This is a genomic window from Pseudoalteromonas sp. CnMc7-15 (assembly GCF_022347925.1).
GTDB lineage: Bacteria > Pseudomonadota > Gammaproteobacteria > Enterobacterales > Alteromonadaceae > Pseudoalteromonas > Pseudoalteromonas ruthenica.
This window is the reverse complement of record NZ_JAKRFT010000001.1, coordinates 189979-212090: the sequence shown is the minus strand read 5'-3', so window position 1 is coordinate 212090 and position 22112 is coordinate 189979. Positions and strand designations below refer to the sequence as shown.

General features: G+C 48.4%; 17 protein-coding genes. 6 read left to right on the top strand and 11 right to left on the bottom strand.

What is annotated here, in order from left to right; all coding sequences use genetic code 11:
• Positions 1–198 precede the first annotated feature (198 nt).
• The gene (asnB, locus tag MHM95_RS00955; protein ID WP_151172824.1) at positions 199–1875 is read left to right on the top strand and encodes an asparagine synthase B; all 1677 of its coding nucleotides are present in this window, start codon (positions 199–201) and stop codon (positions 1873–1875) included.
• Positions 1856–2668 carry a PhzF family phenazine biosynthesis protein gene (locus MHM95_RS00950; protein ID WP_239383951.1) on the top strand — a complete coding sequence of 271 codons (813 nt, stop codon included), beginning with the start codon at positions 1856–1858 and terminating at the stop codon, positions 2666–2668. The genes asnB and MHM95_RS00950 overlap by 20 nt, the downstream gene beginning before the upstream one ends.
• Here MHM95_RS00950 and egtD read toward each other — a convergent pair.
• Complete coding sequence (gene egtD / locus MHM95_RS00945) at positions 2648–3616, bottom strand: L-histidine N(alpha)-methyltransferase (RefSeq protein WP_239383950.1); 969 nt, start codon at positions 3614–3616, stop codon at positions 2648–2650. The genes MHM95_RS00950 and egtD overlap by 21 nt on opposite strands.
• Complete coding sequence (gene egtB, locus MHM95_RS00940; protein ID WP_239383949.1) at positions 3609–4805, bottom strand: ergothioneine biosynthesis protein EgtB; 1197 nt, start codon at positions 4803–4805, stop codon at positions 3609–3611. Before egtB ends, egtD begins: the two co-directional genes overlap by 8 nt.
• 199 nt (positions 4806–5004) lie before the next feature.
• On the opposite strand from egtB, the gene MHM95_RS00935 reads away from it, so the two are divergent.
• Entirely contained in the window at positions 5005–7170 is a 2166-nt protein-coding gene (locus tag MHM95_RS00935) for a S46 family peptidase (RefSeq protein ID WP_239383948.1), read from the top strand.
• A gap of 257 nt (positions 7171–7427) precedes the next feature.
• Complete coding sequence (locus tag MHM95_RS00930) at positions 7428–9008, top strand: BCCT family transporter (protein WP_022943851.1); 1581 nt, start codon at positions 7428–7430, stop codon at positions 9006–9008.
• A 57-nt stretch (positions 9009–9065) separates the two neighbouring features.
• On the opposite strand, the gene MHM95_RS00925 is transcribed toward MHM95_RS00930, so the two are convergent.
• From MHM95_RS00925 to MHM95_RS00895, 7 genes are all read right to left on the bottom strand, one after another.
• The gene (locus tag MHM95_RS00925; protein WP_045978740.1) at positions 9066–9773 is read right to left on the bottom strand and encodes a 3'-5' exonuclease; all 708 of its coding nucleotides are present in this window, start codon (positions 9771–9773) and stop codon (positions 9066–9068) included.
• Positions 9773–11668: a DUF294 nucleotidyltransferase-like domain-containing protein gene (locus MHM95_RS00920; RefSeq protein WP_239383947.1), complete on the bottom strand. Its 1896-nt coding sequence runs from the start codon at positions 11666–11668 to the stop codon at positions 9773–9775. The genes MHM95_RS00925 and MHM95_RS00920 overlap by 1 nt, the downstream gene beginning before the upstream one ends.
• 88 nt (positions 11669–11756) lie before the next feature.
• Positions 11757–14843, bottom strand: a complete 3087-nt coding sequence (locus MHM95_RS00915) for an efflux RND transporter permease subunit (protein ID WP_239383946.1) — start codon at positions 14841–14843, stop codon at positions 11757–11759.
• 3 nt (positions 14844–14846) lie between these two features.
• Positions 14847–15863, bottom strand: a complete 1017-nt coding sequence (locus MHM95_RS00910; protein WP_022943847.1) for an efflux RND transporter periplasmic adaptor subunit — start codon at positions 15861–15863, stop codon at positions 14847–14849.
• A gap of 303 nt (positions 15864–16166) precedes the next feature.
• Entirely contained in the window at positions 16167–17237 is a 1071-nt protein-coding gene (locus MHM95_RS00905) for an endonuclease/exonuclease/phosphatase family protein (RefSeq protein WP_239383945.1), read from the bottom strand.
• 126 nt (positions 17238–17363) lie between these two features.
• On the bottom strand, positions 17364–17594 hold the full coding sequence (locus MHM95_RS00900) for a DUF6500 family protein (protein WP_053911322.1): 231 nt from the start codon (positions 17592–17594) through the stop codon (positions 17364–17366).
• A 58-nt stretch (positions 17595–17652) separates the two neighbouring features.
• A complete protein-coding gene (locus tag MHM95_RS00895) occupies positions 17653–18639 on the bottom strand; it encodes a rhodanese-related sulfurtransferase (protein ID WP_022943844.1) in 987 nt (328 codons plus the stop codon).
• Between the two features lie 165 nt (positions 18640–18804).
• Between MHM95_RS00895 and MHM95_RS00890 the strand changes: the two genes are divergently transcribed.
• Together MHM95_RS00890 and MHM95_RS00885 are read left to right on the top strand one after the other, a co-directional pair.
• Positions 18805–20154 (top strand): DEAD/DEAH box helicase, encoded by a 1350-nt coding sequence (locus MHM95_RS00890; RefSeq protein WP_239383944.1) that lies wholly within the window; start codon positions 18805–18807, stop codon positions 20152–20154.
• Positions 20154–20993 (top strand): S1-like domain-containing RNA-binding protein, encoded by an 840-nt coding sequence (locus MHM95_RS00885; protein WP_239383943.1) that lies wholly within the window; start codon positions 20154–20156, stop codon positions 20991–20993. The genes MHM95_RS00890 and MHM95_RS00885 overlap by 1 nt, the downstream gene beginning before the upstream one ends.
• 18 nt (positions 20994–21011) lie before the next feature.
• Here MHM95_RS00885 and MHM95_RS00880 read toward each other — a convergent pair whose 3' ends face one another.
• Together MHM95_RS00880 and pyrF are read right to left on the bottom strand one after the other, a co-directional pair.
• The gene (locus MHM95_RS00880) at positions 21012–21395 is read right to left on the bottom strand and encodes a hypothetical protein (RefSeq protein WP_022943841.1); all 384 of its coding nucleotides are present in this window, start codon (positions 21393–21395) and stop codon (positions 21012–21014) included.
• Position 21396: 1 nt separating this feature from the next.
• Positions 21397–22104 (bottom strand): orotidine-5'-phosphate decarboxylase, encoded by a 708-nt coding sequence (gene pyrF / locus MHM95_RS00875; protein ID WP_239383942.1) that lies wholly within the window; start codon positions 22102–22104, stop codon positions 21397–21399.
• Positions 22105–22112 lie beyond the last annotated feature (8 nt).

Genomic DNA, 22112 nt, shown 5'->3' with positions numbered 1-22112 from the left:
ACGCCTATCGACCGAAAATGTGCTAAAGCTGTTGCTTTTTCCCCGCAACAAACTTACTCCGACCTATTATGGTGCATAACAGCTTTTTTATGACTTATTTCAGTGCATTAAATTTGCATTAAAGAGGTAAATTGCGGTGTGACTTGGCAAATTTTTTCTGATACAACAAAGGTGAAGTAACAGGAATGAGGAAAAACCATGTGTTCAATCTTTGCCGTGCTGGATATAAAATCTGGCGCACAAAAGCTGCGCGAGCAAGCCATAGATATGTCCAAGCTATTACGTCATCGGGGCCCCGATTGGTCTGGTGTTTACAGTAGCGATAATGCCATTTTGGTGCATGAACGACTGGCTATCGTTGGTGTTCAAAGCGGTGCTCAACCTTTGTATAACGCCGATCGAAGTCATGTTTTGGCAGTCAACGGCGAAATTTATAATCACCAACAGCTCGCTGAGACGCTAACAATCGATTTTGACTTTCAAACGCAAAGCGATTGCGAGGTGATCTTAGCCTTGTACGAACAACAAGGCAGTGACTTTTTAGATGACTTAAACGGTATCTTTGCCTTTTGTTTGTATGATGAGCGCAAAAATAAATACCTGATTGGCCGCGATCATATCGGTATCGTGCCCCTTTACACAGGCCGCGACGAGCAAGGCAATTTTTATGTTGCCAGTGAGCTTAAAGCACTGTCCCCTATTTGCAATCATATTGAAGAATTCCCTCCGGGCCACTACCTTGACAGTGATATCGGAGAGTATCGCCCTTACTATCAACGCGATTGGCAGCACTTTGACAACGTCAAGGATAACCCTGCAGAAGCCAAAGCCGTGCGTGAAGGTTTGGAAGCAGCGGTAAAGCGCCAGTTAATGTGTGATGTTCCCTATGGCGTATTGCTATCTGGCGGGCTCGATTCGTCGGTGATCTCGGCAATCACACAAAAATTTGCCAGTAAACGCATAGAAGACAATGACGCCAGTGATGCATGGTGGCCTCGCCTGCATTCATTCTCTATTGGTCTAGAAGGGTCGCCCGACTTAGCTGCCGCAGAGCAAGTCGCCAAACAAATAGGCACTATTCATCACCCCATTCACTTTACCGTGCAACAAGGCATTGATGCCTTAAAAGAAGTGATCTATCACTTAGAAACCTATGATGTCACCACAGTACGCGCGTCCACGCCCATGTATCTAATGGCCCGGCAAATTAAAGCCATGGGCATAAAAATGGTGCTTTCCGGAGAAGGCGCCGATGAGCTATTTGGTGGCTATTTGTATTTTCATAAAGCCCCCAACGCGCAAGAGTTCCATGAAGAGCTTAATCGTAAAGTCTCTAAATTGCATATGTTCGACTGCCTGCGAGCGAATAAATCAATGGCAGCATGGGGGGTGGAAGCCAGAGTGCCGTTTTTGGATAAAGAATTTGTCGATACTGCCATGCGCATTAACCCTGAGGCGAAAATGTGTAAAGACGGGAAAATAGAAAAACACATTATTCGCCAAGCCTTCGAAGGCTATTTACCCGACGATGTGCTGTGGCGACAAAAAGAGCAGTTCTCCGACGGCGTTGGCTATAGCTGGATAGACTCACTGAAGGACTATGTCGATACCCAAGTCAGTGATATTGATATGGCCAATGCCCACTATCGTTTCCCACTAAACACGCCACAAACCAAAGAGGCGTATTTCTATCGCAGTATTTTCAGTCAACACTTCCCAGGAGAAGCGCCAACCCGGTGTGTGCCTCATGGCAAATCCGTGGCCTGTTCAACCCCTGAGGCTTTAGCTTGGGATGCATCTTTTGCCGATAACGCTGACCCGTCAGGTCGAGCAGCCAACACTCACCAAGCGGCCTATGCAACGCCCAAAGCATAGGCTGTATCCGGCAAAATCAAAGCTTGCGCTGCGCTTGAGTAAACGCTTTGGCTGCAGCGCGCTTTACTTTGCCAAGGTATTCAGTCAGCTATCGGGCCGAGGGGCCAACCCCAGTTGGGTGTTTGATGGGCCACGATTACAGGCCCATCACTGCCGTCATATTTCAATGCGCTTAGCGCCTGTGATATGCACCTTTGTGACTAACCACGCTCGTTCACAAGTGATCCAATGGTGGCAAAACGGCCATGCTGTGCGCCGCTGCGGTCACGGCACTCTCGCTCACATTGCGTGCAGCGCCAATGGCAAATCAATGTGCTCCAAAACAGAGCCTCTTAGCGGCGGACTGGCTGTCAACGCTCAAGCAATGTTAACCTTTGACGCGCTTGAAGCAAGCCCTTGCAATGACAACAGCTTATCAAAAATCGTAAACCTGCCTTTGACCTTCACTGGCAGCGAACCTTTTGGCTATGATTTCATACAATGTGACAGCGACGATCTTCGCTTTCTTGAAGTGGATTTAGACCACCTTGCTACGCGCCGCAACGCGCTGATCGTCATCAATAAGCCGAGTCACCTTCAACGACATTGGCAATGTCGCTACTTTGCGCCGCAATTCGGTAACCCGGAGGACTTGGCAACCGCATCTGCCCTCGCTGTGATAGCGCCCTGGCTGCACCGTCATTATGGTGTTAATAGCGCAGTCATCCACCAGGGTTCGAGTCGCCTAAACTATAAGTTATCGGGTCAATATGTGCGTATTTTTGCCAAGGTGTTAGCGCTGCGGCTTCACTAAACACAGCGCAAAATCCCCTTGCGAATCGCACCAACTATCTACCAATGTCAATCCGGCATTGCCAATCAAGGAACTAAAGCTCGCTAACGTGTACTTATGCGAATTTTCGGTATGAATGGACTCTCCTGCACGAAGCGTAAAACGCTGATCCCGCACACTGATGCAGGTGTCTTGATTCGCCACCAAGTGCATTTCAACGCGGTGTTGTTCACTGTTGAAGCGGGCCTCATGGCGAAAGTGCTCTAAGCACAGATGTGCGCCTAACTCGCGCGCAATACGCGTCAGTAGATTACGATTAAACGCAGCGGTAACCCCTTCTTTATCATCATAGGCGGCCAATAATCGTGGTGTCGCTTTAATTAAATCAATACCAACGAGCACACGGCCGTTGTGACCACACAGCGTACGTAAATTATGCAGCACTTCAATTGCATGGATGGGGGAAAAGTTGCCTAAGGTTGAGCCTGGGAAAAACACCACATTATTGCTGCCATTCAGGCCATGCTGTTGCACTAACGCCTTGATGGTCGGGCCATGGGTAAAGTCACCATGCAGTGGGTGGATGTTGACGTGGGCAAAGCGCTGGCGCAAACGCTGCTGAGTATACAGCAACATTTCTGTGGAAATTTCCAGGGGTATAAAGCCATTTACGTCAGGCATGTTATCCAGTAAATACGCGACTTTCTGGCCCGAGCCGCAGCCGGGTTCGATCACGGTTGCCTGTGTCGGCAAGTGCGCGACGATGTCCTGCGCATACTGTGCCAGCAAGGCCAATTCTGTGCGCGTAAGATAGTACTCTTGCAGCGCCGTGATCTGCTCAAACAATTGCGCACCAAAGTCGTCGTACAGGTATTTGCATGGCAGCGTTTTTTGACTTCGCGATAGGCCATCAATAACGTCATCCAAAAAGCTCTGACGGCAGGTGAATGGCAATGCATGGTTACTCATAGATTCTGTCCTTGGCGAGGCGAATGCCACTACACATCCACCGTTGATGGGGGTAAAAAAAGTTGCGATACGTTAATCGCGTATGCTGCTTGGGGGTGAAATACGACCCACCTCTGAGCACCTGCTGATTCACCATAAACTTTCCGTTATATTCCCCGGCGTCGCCCGCAAATGGCCGAAACCCAGGGTATGGCTGATAGCTACTTAAAGTCCACTGCCAAGCGCAGTCATCAATTTGTGCGATATCACAATGACCTGCTTGAGCTTGCTCCATGGCCCACTCCCACTCAAACTCACTCGGCAACCGCGCGCCTTTAAATTGGGCGAAGGCACTGGCTTCATAAAAGCTGAGATGACGCACTGGTGCATTCATCACAAGCGGGATTAACCCTTGGGGGGTGAATTCATACCAATTGTTATTCTGGTAGCGCCAATACAGCGGCGCTTTTATCTTCTGGCGCTGTAACCAACTAAAGCCATCACTGTGCCAAAACTCGCTGCGCTGATAGCCATCTGCGTCGATAAAGGCCAGATAGTCTGCGTTGGTGACAAGATGTGATGCAATGGAAAACTCATTAATATAGACGCGGTGACGGGGACGCTCATTGTCAAAACTAAAGCCCGTTTGCGCCCCTATTTGCGCATCTGTGTTAGCAAAATCCAGCCACTGCCTGGGTTGCTCGTTCGAGGGACACACTAAGTGCTCGTTAAAATTTGGGTACAGCGGATTAACACTGAAGTTATAAAGCATATCCATGCGCATTAACTCTTGGTGCTGCTGTTCATGCGCAATCCCTAAGTTGACCCACTCTGCGCACCCATCGCTATCATGCTCAAGGGCAGCAACAACGTGGTTATCAACCCAGTGGCGATAATCCATCACTTGGCGCAATGAAGGACGAGATAACACGCCCCGTTGAGGGCGTGAGAACTGCTCACCGATACCTTGATAATAGGAATTAAACAGCACCTTGAAATCAGGATGGAAAGGCGCAGAAATAATCTTTTTTGGCGCAAGTAAAAATGTTTCAAAGAACCAGCTGGTGTGCGCCAAGTGCCATTTCATTGGGCTCACATCAGCCATTGCTTGAATTTGACAATCTTCAGCACTGAGGTTTGCCACCAAGGCTTCGCTGTTTTCACGACATTGGCGGTACTGCTCTATCAACGCATGGGTTGTTCTGGTCACGACACGGACACCTTAAATTATTGTTGTTGTGTTTGAGCTTGGTTCCTAAAGCCTAGACGAGCCTCAGTAATTTTCCATTCCCTTGTTTGTAATCGATTATTTACACACCAGTTGTGAACTTAGCAGCAAAAAGTTGCACCGAGGTGGCAGCTAAGAGACACTTTTGTGGCACTAAAATAACAACTAGGAACTCTTGATTATGCGTTTTCGCTCTCTAAGCGCCCTTGCGCTCGCTGTTGCTGCCTCACCTGCACTGGCAGACGAAGGTATGTGGCAACCTCACCAGCTTCCGGAATTGGAATCTGTGTTAAAGCAGAAAGGGTTAGAAATAGACCCTAAGAACATCTCTAAGCTCACCGAATTCCCAATGAATGCAGTTATCAGCTTAGGGGGTTGTACAGCCTCATTTGTGTCGCCTAAAGGTTTAGTCGTCACCAACCATCACTGCGCGTACGGCTCCATTCAATATAATTCCAGTGCCGATAACAATATTCTGGAAAACGGCTTTTTAGCGAAAAAGCCTGAACAGGAATTACCTGCCGCCCCTGGCTCTCGAGTGTATGTAACCGAGCAAGTCACTAATGTCACTGACAAGGTGAATGCCCAGTTAAACGATGATATGGATGGTAATACACGCTACAAAGCCATCGAAAAAGCAGAAAAATCGCTGGTGGCTGAATGTGAAAAAGACGTGGGTTACCGCTGTAACGTCTATACCTTCCATGGTGGATTGGAATATTACCTGATTAAAGCACTGGAAATTAAAGATGTGCGTTTGGTTTATAACCCAGCCATGGGCATCGGTAAATATGGCGGTGATATTGATAACTGGATGTGGCCACGTCACACCGGCGACTATTCATTTTACCGTGCCTACGTCAGTAAAGATGGTCAACCTGCTGAGTACAGTGAAGATAATGTGCCGTTCACTCCAGATTCTTACCTAAAAGTCAGTGCCAAAGGCGTTAAAGAGGGTGATTTTGTGATGGTTACCGGCTACCCGGGACGCACCAATCGTTACCGCACGGCCTCCGAAGTGGCACACCAATTTACCCATGTGTACCCTACTGCTAAAGCCTATCGTGAACAAAGCATTGACATCATAAAGGCGCAGGCTCCGGAAGGCTCACAAGCACGTATAGCCTACGAGAGTACTTTGGCTGGACTGGCTAATTATGCGAAAAACTATGGTGGCATGATTGACTCCTATCAAAACACTGATATGCAAACACGCAAAGATGCTTTGGCGCAAAAACTTGCGACTTGGATCAAGGCGGACAGCGCGCGTCAGTCGCGCTACGGCGATACCCTTACCCAGCTCAATGAGCTGGTAAAGCAATCGCAAGCAACCAGTGAGCTGGACTTGATTTTAGGCTACATGGGCCGCAGTGCCATGCTCTCTAGTGCGCAGCGTTTATATCGCCTAGCCAATGAGAAGCAATTGCCTGATGCTGAGCGTGAGCCTGGCTACCAACAGCGCGATCAAGCTCGTTTTGAAGCGCGCATGACCAGCCTATCTCGTCGCTACGACGACACCGTCGATAGCGCCATCCTCGCACACTTTATCGACCTTTATGCACAACTGCCGCAAGCGCAGCGTATTGCATCTTTAGATAAAGCCTTAGGGATTGATAAGGGTTATGATAGCGAGGCCATGCGCCAGCGCATCGACTCTTGGTATGCCAAGACCGAGCTTAACGAACAGCAAGCTCGTATCGATTGGATGAACAAATCAGTATCAGAGTTCAAACAAAGCGACGACCCGTTTTTGGCAATCGCTGTAGCCACTTATGATGATATGCGCAGCCGAGAAAAGGCGAAAAAGGCGCTCAGCGGTGAACTGGCTAAAGTACGTCCGCAATACATGGCGGCCATTATTGCCTTTTACCAAGAGCAAGGGTTACCCGTCTATGCTGATGCTAATAGCACTTTACGTGTGACTTATGGCACAGTGGAAGGCTACTCGCCTAAAGACGCACTGACCTATACGCCGTTTACAACCTTAGAGGGCATCGCGCAGAAGTACACGGGCGAAGCGCCTTTTGATGCACCGAAAAAGCAAATGCAGCTAATTGCCGACAAACAATATGGTGAATACCAAATGTCGTCGCTTGGCTCAGTGCCGGTCAACTTTTTAAGCACCGTTGATACCACAGGTGGTAACTCAGGCTCACCGACGTTAAATGGTAAAGCTGAATTAGTCGGCCTGCTGTTTGACGGTGTAAGTGAAAGTATTATCGGTGATTGGGACTATGATCCTAACCTCAACCGCTCCATTCATGTAGACACTCGCTATATGCTGTGGGTCATGGAGCATGTGGATAACGCCGATAACCTACTTGCTGAAATGGATATCGTTCGATAATTTGCAGTGAAATTATTTTTACTCATAAGCGCCTTCGGGCGCTTTTTTGATCGCCCCTTGAAACATCCCCGTAATGTATAAGATTCAAGCTGTTAGACAATTGGTGATTTACATTTACATTTTTGCTTCTAAACTAGTGTAAGTGATATGGGGCCTATTTTAGTTAGTCTACAAACCACCTTTCTGTGCGCTGGCACGCAGGGTAACTCACATAGGTCTAAGCTCTAAGGGCATTATGACAATAACTAGAGGTATGCATGAGTGAACATCATGATAAGTATAGTATAGAAAATACCGACTACACCGTCGGCCAGGACAACGTGCAAAAATGGGGATTTGATGTCCATAACCCTGTTTTTGGCGTGAGTGCTGGCCTTATTTTGGTGTTTTTAATCGCCATTTTAGTGACCGACCCGGCCACCGCCAAAGGGGCGCTAGATGGTATCAAATGGGATATTATCGGCAACTTTGACGCCTTGTTTATGTGGGCGGCAAACATTTTTGTCATCTTCTGTTTAGCATTAATCGTCTCTCCTTACGGAAATATCCGCTTAGGTGGTGAAAGCGCCAGACCAACTCACTCACGTATTTCTTGGTTAGCGATGTTATTTGCAGCCGGTATGGGGATTGGCTTGATGTTTTGGGGCGTTGCTGAGCCAGTCGCCTATTTCACAGGCTGGTATGAAACTCCCCTTGGTGTTGAAGCAAACACACCCGAAGCAGCGAAGGTCGCGATGGGGGCAACCATGTTCCATTGGGGTTTACACCCTTGGGCTATCTATGCAGTTGTCGCGTTATCTTTAGCTTTCTTCGCCTACAACAAGGGCTTACCTCTCTCTATTCGCTCTATTTTCTACCCGTTACTGGGCGATCGCGCTTGGGGCTGGCCTGGTCACATCATTGATATTTTAGCTGTTCTTGCAACTTTATTCGGTCTTGCTACCTCACTGGGTTTAGGCGCTCAACAAGCCTCCGCAGGGATTAACCATGTGTTTGGCAGCGACGGCGATATTGGCATGCAAGTGGCCGTTATCGCGGGCGTTACCTTGTTAGCCATTGTCTCAGTAGTGCGCGGTATCGATGGCGGCGTAAAACTGCTCAGTAACGTCAATATGGCCATCGCCTTTGCATTATTGGTGTTCGTTGGTTTGGTGGGCTTTGCCGCAGCAATGGGCAATGTGCCTAATACCATTATGGGGTATGTTGAAAACATTATTCCACTTAGTAATCCGCACGGTCGCGAAGACGAAGCCTGGCTCCATGGTTGGACTGTGTTCTACTGGGCATGGTGGATTTCTTGGTCACCGTTCGTTGGCATGTTCATCGCGCGTGTATCCGAAGGCCGTACAATTCGTGAATTTTTAACAGCGGTACTGCTGATCCCGACGCTCGTAACCGTATTGTGGATGTCTATCTACGGTGGTATTGCTATTGAACAAGTTATTGATGGTGTTGGTACCTTAGGTGAGAAAGGCTTGACGGAAGTTCCTCTGGCGATGTTCCAGATGTTTGAACAACTGCCGATGGCAAGTGTCCTTTCTTTTATCGCCATTGTTTTAGTATTGGTATTTTTCATCACCTCATCTGACTCTGGCTCTTTGGTTATCGACTCGATTACCGCCGGCGGTAAAGTAGATGCACCTGTTCCTCAGCGTATATTCTGGGCAACCGTGGAAGGTGCCATTGCCGCTGCATTGCTATGGATTGGTGGTACTGAGGCCATAGAGGCGCTGCAAGCCGGCGCTATATCCACAGGCCTCCCTTTTACTATTGTGCTATTGCTAATGTGTGTAAGCTTAATTTTAGGCCTGCGCACCGAGCCCCGCCCTGGTAAATAGTTCACCTTAACCTAAGTAAAACGCCGCAATTTTGCGGCGTTTTTTGTATCTAGGGTGTCACTTCCATAACTGCGACAGCGGTGTGTCAGGGCGATAATGATAACGCAACTGCGCTTGCAGTAATTCGGCGGTCGCAAGAGCATCTGTCAATGCATTATGACCCTGATAGGCCGGCAGGTTATAGCGCAGCCGAGTGTCCCCCAAGCGCAAAGAGCCAATCTTATCTTTAAATAGCCGACCTAATAAGCCACGACGTGCTAGTAGCGCTTGGTGCTCAACATCCATGGTATCAATCAACGCAAACTCGATCCCCTCACCTATGCGCCGCTCTAATGCATTAAAGAAAAACGGCCGCTCAATCGCATGGTAATGAACCACGGCTACATGCCCGGCGAGAGCCTCAAGTACAGGCTCTAATACGGCGGTTAAATCCGGAGCATTGGCAATTTCAGAATGAGTTATACCATGAATAACAATGGACGATTCTGCTAGCTGCTGGCTTGGCTTGACCAACCAATGCCCCGATCGTTGGCAATAAATGCGATGCCAACTAAACGGCACCACACCAATGCTGACAATATCATCGTTGCGAGCATCTAAACCTGTGGTTTCAAAATCTAAAGCCGCAAAGGGCACATGTTCTAAAGGGGTATCTCCAGCGGGGATACCAGCTTGATAAAACTGCCTCAGTTGCGGCGACTGGCATTGCTTCGCTAGTGCTTGATAGCGTGATGGCCAATCAAGCAAAGACGCTTTGTTAGCCATTACTTCAACCCTGCGCCGTTTTGATAACGGAATTTTAAGAAGCTTTGTGCTTTTTCTAAAATCGCAAAAGCCTCTTTGAGGTTTCGTTGCTCGAAAGGCGACAGCAAATGCGGGTCTAGGTGGTTATCCGGTGCTTCGCCTTGCTCTATTTGCCATGCTTGGTGACGAATACGGGTCATGGCAATGTATTCAAGTGCATCGCGCAGATCCTGTGCCTTGCCTTCAGGCAATAACTTGGCTTCAATAATATCTTCTAGGCGTTCAAAAGAGTTTTGCTTACGCGAGCTGACCGCTAAGGCATGGACCCGCACCACGTCAGTCAACGGCGCTGTACCACGGCGTTTGAGGTTAATTGAGCGCTTGTGTTCACCATCATGTTCGAGTACGAACCCTTTAAAAAACCCCAGTGGCGGAGTTCTATTTCGCGCATTGGAGGCGATATTGGCAAGGAAGCGACGGTTTGCTTTGGCTTCTTTAGCAATAAAGGATTTTAGTGCGTCAGCCCATTTAGTTTTGCCCCACACGCCATCGAGGTCGAAAAAGATAGAGCAATGCAATAGCGCCTGAGGTTTAGGCTCAGCTATCCACGATGCAAATGTGTCTCGCCACTGCGAGCGTGTAAGGCGCCATTTTTTAAATGATGCCATAATTTCACCGTCGCAATAGCTGTACCCGCACGCAGCGAGCCCATCACAGACAAAGTCCGCCAGCGCTTGAAAGTACTCGTCATGCTGCGCTTCATCAAAGCTGTCATCAAGAATAATGGCATTGTCTTGGTCCGTCACTATCAATTGTTCATCTCGCGCCATTGAACCTAACGCGATAAAACAATAAGGGATAGGAGGAGGTCCTAGCTTTTCTTCTGCTAATGCTAACAGCCGCTGTTTAAACGTACGACCAATCACCGCCATAGCAGTGCCTATCATGTGTGAATTGGCATCTTCATTAACCATACGCACAAATACAGAGGGTAATTGCCGAGCATAATGAGTGAGGTCTTCAACGCTTTGCTGCGCAAGAATACCGCGCACTAACAATAGGCTACTTTGCGACTCATAGCGCAAAATATCAGAAAGTGAAATGACACCGATGGGCCGACGTTTATGCAATACCGGCAAATGGTGCAAGTTATCACGCAGCATCGCCAAAACGGCTTCAAAGACATAGTCATTGGCATCTAGCAGCGTAAGGTTAGTCGACATAACTTGCTCAGCAGCAATAGCTAAAGACTGCCCCTGCGCCACAACCTTAGTGCGTATATCGCGGTCTGTAATAATACCCACGACTTGCCCATCATCTTCTTCTGGGTCATCGCTAAGAGGCTTGTTGGCATCAGTGACCAACACACTGGATACGCTCTCTTGGGTCATCAAAGCCGCAACCTCCTGCACACTGGCAGTGGTGCTGACAGTAACCACATCACGATGTAATAAAACCTTGAGTTTAGCGGTAGTCAAATCATTACTATCAGCTTGCTCAACAACGGCTTGGTGCAAACGAACATTGCCATCTGCTTCAAAATAATCCGCAAATGGCTCAAATTTATCGCAATAGTCACTAAATAGCTCAACACTAATGCAATACACCAGGGTGTCTTCCATTGCTTTGACGGGAAAGCGCACTTTGCGGTTCATCAGTAAGCCCATTTGGCCAAAGATCCCCCCTTCGTCCATACGGTTGTACAAGTCCCCGTTGCGCCGATACGACTCCACTGAGCCACTGCGGATCACGTACAAATCGGAAATGTCATCGCCATAATTGAGAATGTCAGAGCCGGCGCGGAAATACGCTACCTCGACCTGTTGAGCGAGGTTATTAAGGGCATCTTCGGGGAGATCGTCAAAGGGTGGATAGGCACTCAAAAATTGTGCAATTTCGATTTGCTCAGCTTGCATAGTGCTGCCTTTAAAGGTGCTAATATACTGAGCTTAATACAAAATTGCTGAAAAAAAAATGTCCGCACCGGGTGCGGACATTTATTTATTAATGTGCTTGTTCTAATTCCTGCGCCAGTTGTTTGCTTTCATCACCTCGTGGCGAGGTGAAACGCGCCAGTCCTAAGTAAATCACCGGAGTGAGGAATAAGGTAAACAGCACCGCTAATGCCAAACCGCCGAAGACCACCCAACCGATGGCATTGCGCGCTTCCGCCCCTGCACCGGTGGATAAAATCAGCGGTAAGGCCCCCAATAAGGTGGACACTAAGGTCATCGCAATGGGACGTAAACGCACTAGCGCAGCACGCTCAACCGCCTCTCGCACAGGGTGTCCTCGGTCACGCAGTTGGTCGGCAAATTCCACCAACAAGATTGCGTTCTTAGCAATCAAGCCAATCAGCATCACTAAACCAATCTGCGAATAGATATTCAGCGATGTATCGGTTAGATACAGTGCTAAAATCGCCGACGTGATACCGAAAGGCACTGTGATCATCACCACCACAGCACTGTTAACACTTTCGAATTGCGCCGCAAGAACCAGTAATACAATGACAAAGGCCAATACATAGGTCATCAGTACTTCATTGGCCGTTTCTTCAAAGGTCAATGCCTCGCCTTTGAATGCCAAAGTAATGCCACTGGGCAAGTGCTGCTGCGATAAGTCTCGCAGCTGATCAACGAGCTGCGCCATTGGCATTTCCGGTGGCAACTCCATATCCATTTCTATGGCGCGGCGCTGCGCATGGCGCTCCAACTCTGCAGCCACCCCTTCTTCGCTGATATTAGCAACAGAGCTTAAAGGCACCAATTCACCATTGCTGGCGCCAACATACAGGTTTGCTAGGTCGCTAGGGGAATTGATAGTACGATTTTGTGCTTGCAGCATAATCGGGATAGATTGGTCACCGACATTTAAATCCGCCACGTCGTCGCCATTGATGGCTGCGCGTAAGGTGATGGCAATGTCACTTAGATCAACACCCAGCTCTTGTGCACGACGGCGATCGATATTAACTCGCAGCTGCGGCTGCGACGGCTGATAAGAAATGCGTACTGGCGCCACTTGTGGGATAGCCTTTTCCACTTCAGCGGCGAATTGTTGGGCAGCAATAAAAATTTGCTCATAATCTTGGCCCAATAATGCCAGCTCGACCCCACCCCCTTGACCGCGCAGATTCAAACTATTAGAACCAAATGCGCGCGCAGGTGCGCCGGGTATATCGCCTAATGGCCCACGAATTTTGTTAATAATTTCCTGTTGGCTAAAATGACGCTCATCCCAATGCTTTAATGGCACAGTGATAAAGGTAATATTCGGATCCCACTGCCCAACCACGGTATAGATAGATTCTATTTCGCCACTTTCGACGTAGGGCAACAGAATGTCTTCCATTTCCTTGGCTTGGCGGTCCATAAAGTTGAGACCGACGCCATCAGGTCCACGAGCAAAAATACGGATTTTACCCCTGTCTTCACTCGGTAAAAGCTCATTTTCTAATTGCGAATAAAGTGCCCCCGACGCCACTGCCACCAAAGCACAGGCAATTAACGTAAGCCAAGCATGGTTCAGTACTTTGTGAATACACCACTTATAAACATTCGCCAGCGCATGCCCTACTTTACCAAACACATGTTTGCCGTCGCTTTTCAGTTTTAGTTTCGATGTCAAAGCGGGCACTAAAGACAACGCCACAAAGCTGGATATAATCACTGCCCCAGCTAATACACCCCCAAATTCACGAAATAATTTTCCTGCGGTAGAGGGCAAAAACGCGATGGGTACGAAAACAGCGGCTAACACGGCGGTTGTTGCCACCACCGCAAAGAACACCTCGCGCGTTCCCACTACAGCAGCCGCACGACGCCCAAGGCCTAAGCTTCGTTGGCGCTGAATATTTTCACTAACAACAATGGCATCATCGACTATCAACCCGGTTGCTAATACCAAGGCCAGCAAGGTCAAAATATTTATAGAAAAGCCCAATGCCCAAATCAGCGCTAACGACCCCACCAGCGCCACAGGGATGGCGAAGGCCGGAACTAAGGTGGCACGCCATGAGCCAATAAACACCCATAAGGTAATGACCACCAAAATGACGGTGAGCACCAAAGAGTTTAACACCTCATCCACTGAGCTGCGGATAAACTGTGCATCATCTGAGGTCAGTGTGAAAGTCATCTCAGGGAAACGCTCACGCATTTGAGTTAATAGCGATAGCACTTCATCAGAAATTTCGATGGTATTAGACTGGGCTTGGCGGATCACTTCCATGCCTATTACAGGCTGGCCATCCAAGCGCACCATGGAGCGTGGGTCGGCCGGGCCAAAATAGACCGCTGCGATATCGGCAATGCGGGTATCATCGCCGACGATAATATCCCCCACTTGCTCGGCCGTGACCGAGGTGGCATCGGCGCGCACGATTAATTGCTGATCATTCGATTTTAAACTCCCCGCCGGCACATCAAAGGGCGCTTGGCGCAGGGCATCAGCAACATCGGGGACAGTCAGGTTAAAGCTGCTCAGTTTAAGTGGGTCGATACGCACTCGCAGCACCCGCTCTCGATCGCCATTGAGGCGTACATCAGCGACGCCGGGAATGGTCAGAAATTGCGGTGCTAAGTCAGTCTCAACTCGCTCTGTTAGTGCTTCCAGTGATAACGCCTCACTGCTGACCGTCAATGACACCACCGCCTCGGCGTCGTTATCGGCTTTGATTATTGAGACACGCTCGACCTCTTCTGGGAGTTCGCGTTGAACCCGTGCCACCGATTCTCGCGTTTCGTTGGCGGCATCATCGAGGTTCACACCTGGGCGAAACTCGACCACGATTCGAGAACTGCCTTCCTCACTTTGCGCGCGAATCGACTTTACGCCGCTTACGCGGGCTACCGCGCCCTCGAGCTTGCTCGTCACTTCCGTATCGACCGTTTCCGGAGAGCCACCAGGGAAAGACGCTGACACAGTAATACGGGGGCGGTCGACATCGGGTAGCTCACGCACTTCGACGCCTGCAATAGCGGCAATGCCGGCAATAATAATGAGTAGGTTGAGTACCACAATGAGGACCGGGCGGCGAATCGCCATCGACGGCAAGTCTTGGATATGGGCAGATGTTTGCTCGCTCATCACTTACTCCTTGCGCGCCAATGCGGGTTGCTCAAAGCGCACACTTTGCTGAGGTCGTAAGCTTTGTACCCCTTCGACTATGAGGTAATCACCGGCATTTAAATCACCGCTTACAAGCAAACGCCCGGATAACCGTTGTGCTATTTTTACATCAACGCGAGTGGCTTTGTTATCGACGCTTTTCCACACATACGGGCCCGTTGCGCCCCATAAGAGAGCGGCTTCTGGGACAACCGAATAAGCCTGCCCTTGCATGTTTAGATTGACACGAAAACCCATGCCCGGGATAAACTGTTCATTATCATTGGCTATTTTTGCTTTGACACGAATAGTGCGGTTTTGCGCATCGATTCGCGAGTCCATATAAGCGATATCGGCACTGAGCTGTTTTTGCGTGTGCCAAGGCACCACGGTGACACTGGCACCACCGCGCAGCATAGGCACAGCCGCTTCTGGGGCTTTAAAGTTAATGTACAACGCACTGATATCATCAATACTCGCAATCGCAGTTTGCTCGGTGATGCGATCGCCAACTTCCACGTCGGTCAGCCCCATTACACCACTGAAAGGAGCGCGCACTTGACGGTCTTGCAACTCTGCTTTTGCCACTTGCAGCGCCACTTTGGCTAAGTCTCGCTGCGTCAGCGCATCGTCACGTTCGCTTTTAGGGATAGCGCCTTTAGCGAAGCTGTCTTCTAAGCGCTTTAATGTTCGCTCTGCATCGGCTAATTGGATTTGCGCTTCTTGAAGCGCCGCGCTTTGCAAGCGTGAATCAAGCTCCAATAGCAAGTCGCCAGCCTGCACTTCATCCCCAGGCTGAAAATACACACCGGTGACGCGATCCCCTACTGCTGGGTAAAGCACGACCGAGCGAATCGCCTCCGTACTGCCGACCGCCTGAACTTGCTGCTGTGCTCGCTCTTGGCTCACGGCATTGACGACCACACGCTTGCCCTCAGCGGCCAGCGCATTGCTAGATACTATGAAACTACAAATTAATGCACAAAATACCTGCTTCAAGGAACTCCACCTTCATTATTGTTGTTGGCCACAACCATTGGCCGCTATAAATTAATACTCTGTGTACGTAGTGTAACAGCTCTGTGATCAGCCTTGACGCTAAGCTCGATCAGTGACCACTGTAATGCGACTAATCGCTTCCCTTTTTTGGGAAATACAATACATAGCGTTATTTAATCACACATAGCTGCGCACTCATGCTGACTTTGCATATCTTTACTTTGTGGATAATCAAGGGATGGTTGTTAGGCTCAACGCCAAGTGGATGCTGAAATAGGCGCTACTTTGAGCCAATAACTTAGCTCAAAGCACGTCCTCTTTTGTCACTGGCTTTTGCGCCGCTATCTCCTGCGCTTGTTGCTTATCTTGTGCATCTGCGTTTATTCCCTGTTGCTGGCGACCCTGCTGCGGGGAGAAAGTAAGTGAAGCGTACAATGGGAAATGATCTGAGCCAATATTAGGCAGTGGCCGAATCTCATTTAAGGTGAAATGGCGAGAGTGAAATAAGTGATCCAACGGCCAGCGTACCAAGGGGTAATCAGCATGAAAGGTATTAAATAACCCTCGACCTATACGCGGGTCTAAAAGGCCACTGACCTTTCTAAATAACCGTGTAGTACGCGACCAAGCGACATCGTTTAGGTCGCCGGTTATAAGCGTCGGTATCGATTGCTCAGCCACACGTCGAGCCACCACCAATAATTCAGCATCACGGGGAGTAGAATGGCTATTTTCAGTGGGACTCGGTGGCGCTGGATGAAGGAAATGCACCCGCACTTTGTTCCCTGAGCGCAGTACCAAGTCGCCATGAATAGATGGCACATCATCCTCGACTAAATAACGTATTTCACTGTTTTCTATGGCTAAGCGCGAATAAACATGCATACCATAGAGGTTATCCAACGGACACTTTATACTGTGCGGTCTTTGCGCTAACAACACATCCAGTTGGTCCTGCCACCATTGGTCAGACTCCAAAGTGATCACCACGTCGGGGTTATGTTCATGAATAAGCGCAAGCAGAGCTTTGCTATTGCGGTTGGTCATGAGCACGTTAGAAACCAAAATACTTAGGCTGTTGTCACTATCTTGGCTCTGACAACTATGCACTTCTTTACGCCACACTGGCGTATACGGTAACACCCACCATAATTGCCATAGCAAGCAACCGAGCGTCGCAGTGACCATGAGCCAGGATGCAATGCTTGCAAAAGAAAGAAAGTATGCTTGCAGTATTAGTAAAAGAGTCGCGATGGCCGCAAACTGTAAACGCGGGAAATCAAAACCCCGAACACTCCAATGACCGATAGGTAATAGGGGTAAACAGGTCGCTAAAACGAGAAACAAAGTGACTGCCCCAAGCGCCTCAAACATGGCCTTTCCTTCTAATTGTTTTAATTCGGCTTTGCGCCCTGCACAGCTTTTTATAAAAGCACATAAGCTTATGAAAAAAAAGTGTGTTGTATATAGTTGATGGTGATAGGTAGGTCGTTGTGGTCGTCACGACGATAAAGACTGCTCATTAATTAATAGGCTCTTTACTTTATGTGCTTTTTCAAAATGATCGAGCCGATGGGTGTGAATCCACCAAGTAGCCGCCTCCATCAGCAGCTCTGGGTCATCATTTTTATTTTTGAAAAAAGCGTAGAAAGATAACCCTACCTGCTCCCCTTTGCGCGCTATTTGTTGCTCGCATTTAGCTATCATTGTGCTGCGTAGTGTCGCTCTCATCATCCTTGCTCTTTAAAACGAAAAAGGAAGTGTTCAACACTTCCTTTTCGGTGGCTAATTATTTGCTAGCAGCGCGTTGCTGCTCTTTGAGCTTTTGCTTTTGCTCTTTGCGCTTTTGTAACATTTCTTGGGCCTCATGGCCAATATGACCCTCACCACGCTGCTTCGCCAAATCGATTTGCTTTTGGCGCTCTGCAAAACGTTGGCGCTGCTCCTCGCTCAAACTGTCATGACAGTGATGACAAGACACACCCTGCATGTACTGCGGCTTTTGCTTATCGTCTTCGGTAATAGGCATACGACAGGCATGACATTGGTCGTATTGACCCTTGTTTAGGTCATGATCCACAGCAACACGGTTGTCGAATACAAAGCACTCACCTTCCCACATGGTCTCTTCCTTAGGCACTTCTTCTAAGTACTTAAGAATACCGCCCTCAAGGTGGTAGACCTCTTCAAACCCCTGCTCTTTCATATAAGCTGTGGATTTTTCGCAGCGAATACCGCCAGTACAGAACATGGCTACTTTTTTGTGCTTTTTAGGGTCAAGGTTTTGCTCCGCCCAATTTGGAAATTCGCGGAACGTTTTTGTTTGCGGATCAACGGCATTTTTAAAGGTACCAATTTCTATCTCGTAATCGTTACGGGTATCCACCAACACCACCTCAGGGTCGCTTATCAGCGCGTTCCAATCCTTGGGTTTCACATAGGTGCCCACCACTTCTCGTGGGTCGATACCTTCAACACCCATGGTGACTATTTCTTTTTTCAGCTTCACTTTGGTGCGGTAGAATGGACATTCATCGTCAAAGGACTCTTTGGTAACGATATTAGCGAGATTAGGTTGCTTATCAAGCCACCCTAGTAAAGCATCAATCCCTTCGCGTTTACCCGCGACCGTACCGTTGATACCCTCTTTGGCAAGCAGTAACGTACCACGTACGTCATTAGCAAGCATGACATCTAAAAGAGGTTGGCGAAGTTGTTCGAAATCAGGCAGCGCAACAAACTTATACAGCGCGCACACGACGTATTGATCAGACATAGTAACTGTTACCTTCAGTGCTTTTAAAACGAAACCGAATCGTAAATCCGGCGCAATGGTCGGCGTATTTTACTGATTGTGGTGAAAAACGCAAAATTCACTGCCAGTGAACTGTCTCATTACGTTATAATAGCGGTGGATAAACTGTAATTTTGGAGAGTTAATTTGCAATTTAGTGATTTGGGTATCGATTCTCGACTGTGTGGGCAACTAACGCATCAAGGTATTACCACGCCCACCGATATCCAAGCGCAGGCCATACCCTTGGCACTCGCTGGCCATGACTTATTTGCGCAATCAAAAACCGGGTCAGGTAAGACACTTGCCTTCTTGTTGCCTGCAGTACAACGGGTTATGAAGCAGCGGGCCCTATCAAAGCGCGACCCCCGTGTAGTAATTGTCACCCCGACTCGCGAGTTAGCGTCACAAGTATACTCACAGCTACGTTTACTGATAGCCGGAACGGCACTGTCGGGAACAAAAGTGATTGGCGGTGAGAACTTTAACGACCAAGTTAAGGCGCTGCGCAAGAATCCACATTTTGTGATTGGCACGCCAGGGCGAATTGCCGACCACCTTGATGGCCGCTCATTACAATTAGGCGGCCTAGAATTGCTCATTTTTGATGAGGCCGACCGCATCCTTGACCTCGGTTTTACCGAGCAAGTTGAGCGTATTAATGCGGCCGCAGATCATCGTCTGCGCCAAAGCCTTTTGTTTTCAGCTACTTTGGAGCACGCTCAGGTCGGTGCGCTCTCGCGTAACCTATTACGCAACCCTAAGGGCGTAACCATTAGTGCCGCCACAGATGAGCATAGCGATATCTCACAGCATCTGTATTTGGCGGATCACCTCGACCATAAAGAGGCCCTGCTCGATCACTTTATTGCCCAAGAGAATGTTGGTCAGTGTATTATTTTTACCGCCACACGAGATGATACCGAGCGCTTGTGTAACAAGCTCACGGCGCAAGGTTTTAAGGCCGTCGCTCTCGCGGGCACGCTGGCGCAAAGCAAACGGCTGGATATTATGGATGCCTTTAGCCGTGGGCTATACCAAGTGTTGGTTACCACCGACGTGGCGTCACGGGGTCTCGATTTGCTTAACGTCACCCATGTAATCAATTTTGACTTGCCAAAACATGCGGAAGAATACATTCACCGTATTGGTCGTACTGGCCGCGCGGGCTTTAAAGGTCATGCCATTTCATTAGTGGGGCCGAAAGATTGGCAAAGTTACTTGGCGATAAACCAATTTATGCGCCGTCCTTTGCCGTTCAGTGAAGTTGAGGGGCTAGTCGGCAAGTTTAAAGGCTTTACTCGTCCAAAGCCGCCAGCGAATGCAAAGAAAAAGCCCCAGGATAAAACTAAGCCAGTAACATCTAAAAAACCTCTTGCTAAGCGCAAGAAAAGTAAACCTGTGCAGGTAAAAGTGGCGCAACCCGCACCGTTTGACCCGAACAGCATGGGCGTAAAACGCAAGCCTAAAAAAAATAACGACACAGAGAGCGAATAATGAGTGAATTAGGTCAATGGCAAACGCTGTTTGTTGAGGAAGTCGCAGGCGAAGGCGCGTATTTGCGAAGCACCGAACTCGGTGAAGTATTTTTACCTGCCTCTGAGCTGCCCGATGATTTACAGCAAGGTGATAGCTTAGGCGTATTTGTCTACTTAGATAGTATGGGCCACGCCACCGCAACTCGAAAAAAACCATTAGCGCAAGTGGGCGATTTTGCTTTTTTACAAGTTAAACAAGTCAACAAAACCGGCGCCTTTTTAGATTGGGGCTTGGATAAAGACTTGTTGGTACCCTTTAACGAACAAAAACCCCGAATGCGAGAGGGAAATAGTTATTTAGTAAAGCTCTACCTGGACAATGCCTCCAAACGAATTTGTGCATCCAGTAACCTCAATAAATTCGTCGGTCACGCAAAGCCTCGTTACCAGCTCAACGATGCCGTTGACATCATGGTGGCTGCTAAAACCGACTTAGGCTACAAAGTGATTGTCGATGACAGTCATTGGGGGCTTATTTTTCATAATCGCGTACATCGTCCGCTGTACGTTGGTCAACAGCTTAACGCGTTCGTCTTGCAGTGCCGCGAAGATGACAAGCTTGATATTGTCTTAGAAAAGCAAGGGATAGCAAAGCTAGACCCGCTTAAAGAGCAAATACTGCAAGCGTTAAAAGACGGTGGTGGCGTATTGCCGCTTGGAGATAAGTCTGCGCCGGAAGTCATAAAGCGCCAGTTTGGCACCTCAAAAGCGAACTTTAAAAAGGCTATTGGCGGTCTATTTAAAGATCAACTTATTGATATAGAGGCCACACGAATCACATTAAAAACGCGACCTTAAGTCGCGTTTTTACGTAGATTAGTAGGATTGGTAACGAAGGTCATCGTAAGGCAGAGCGCAGCGTACATAACGCTTAGAATAATCAAGCAACTCTGAGCGATTACTAATACTCAACGGAGCAAGCCGAAAGATACGCCCTTCACACTCGACACGTTTAATATCATGGCCTTCCATACAGTTACCCACTGAACGCCCAGACTCCAACAGCATTGCTTCATTATTGGCGCAAATCGCATAGACACGTTTTGCCAGTGCCTCTTTCAGAGCAAATAGATCCACATCTTGGTATTCTACCTGCTCAATCAGCAGCGCCAGTGCGCGCGCATTACTTTCTGCGGTGCTCTGGCGATGATAATAATAACCTGCGGCCACGATGAGGGCTATCAGCAGAATGTATTTCACCTTAGTCTCCTAGACTCTCATTAATCTCAGTTAATACCGCAACTGGATCAGCAGCTTGCGTGATTGGACGACCAATAACCAGGTAGTCGCTGCCGCTCGCGACGGCTCGCTCTGGTGTCATTATACGTTTTTGGTCCCCGGCATCGCTTCCTGCTGGGCGGATCCCCGGTGTCACGAGTGTAAACTCTGACCCCAACTGTGATTTTAACAACTGCGCTTCTTGCGCTGAACAAACTACACCATCAAGACCAGCCTGCTGTGCAAGCTTGGCTAGATACAATACTTGTTCTTGTGGGGATTTATCAATACCTAATTGTTTTAATTGTATTTCATCCATACTGGTAAGGACGGTCACCGCAATCAGTAACGGCGCTTTGTCACCGAAAGGAGTCAATGCTGCTTTCGCCTTTTCCATCATTGCCACACCACCACTGGCATGAACATTAACCATCCATACCCCTAATTTTGCAGCCGCAGTCACCGCTTTAGCAACAGTGTTAGGAATATCATGGAATTTCAAATCGAGAAATACATCGAAGCCCAAATCCACTAATTGTTTGACAAAATCGGGACCAAACAACGTAAACATTTCTTTGCCTACCTTTAAGCGGCAAGTTCTAGGTGATAATTGCTTTACAAAAGCTAAGGCTTTGCCTTGGTCGTCATAATCTAAGGCGATCAATACTTTTTTAGAATCAACAGAGCTCATTTTTTTCC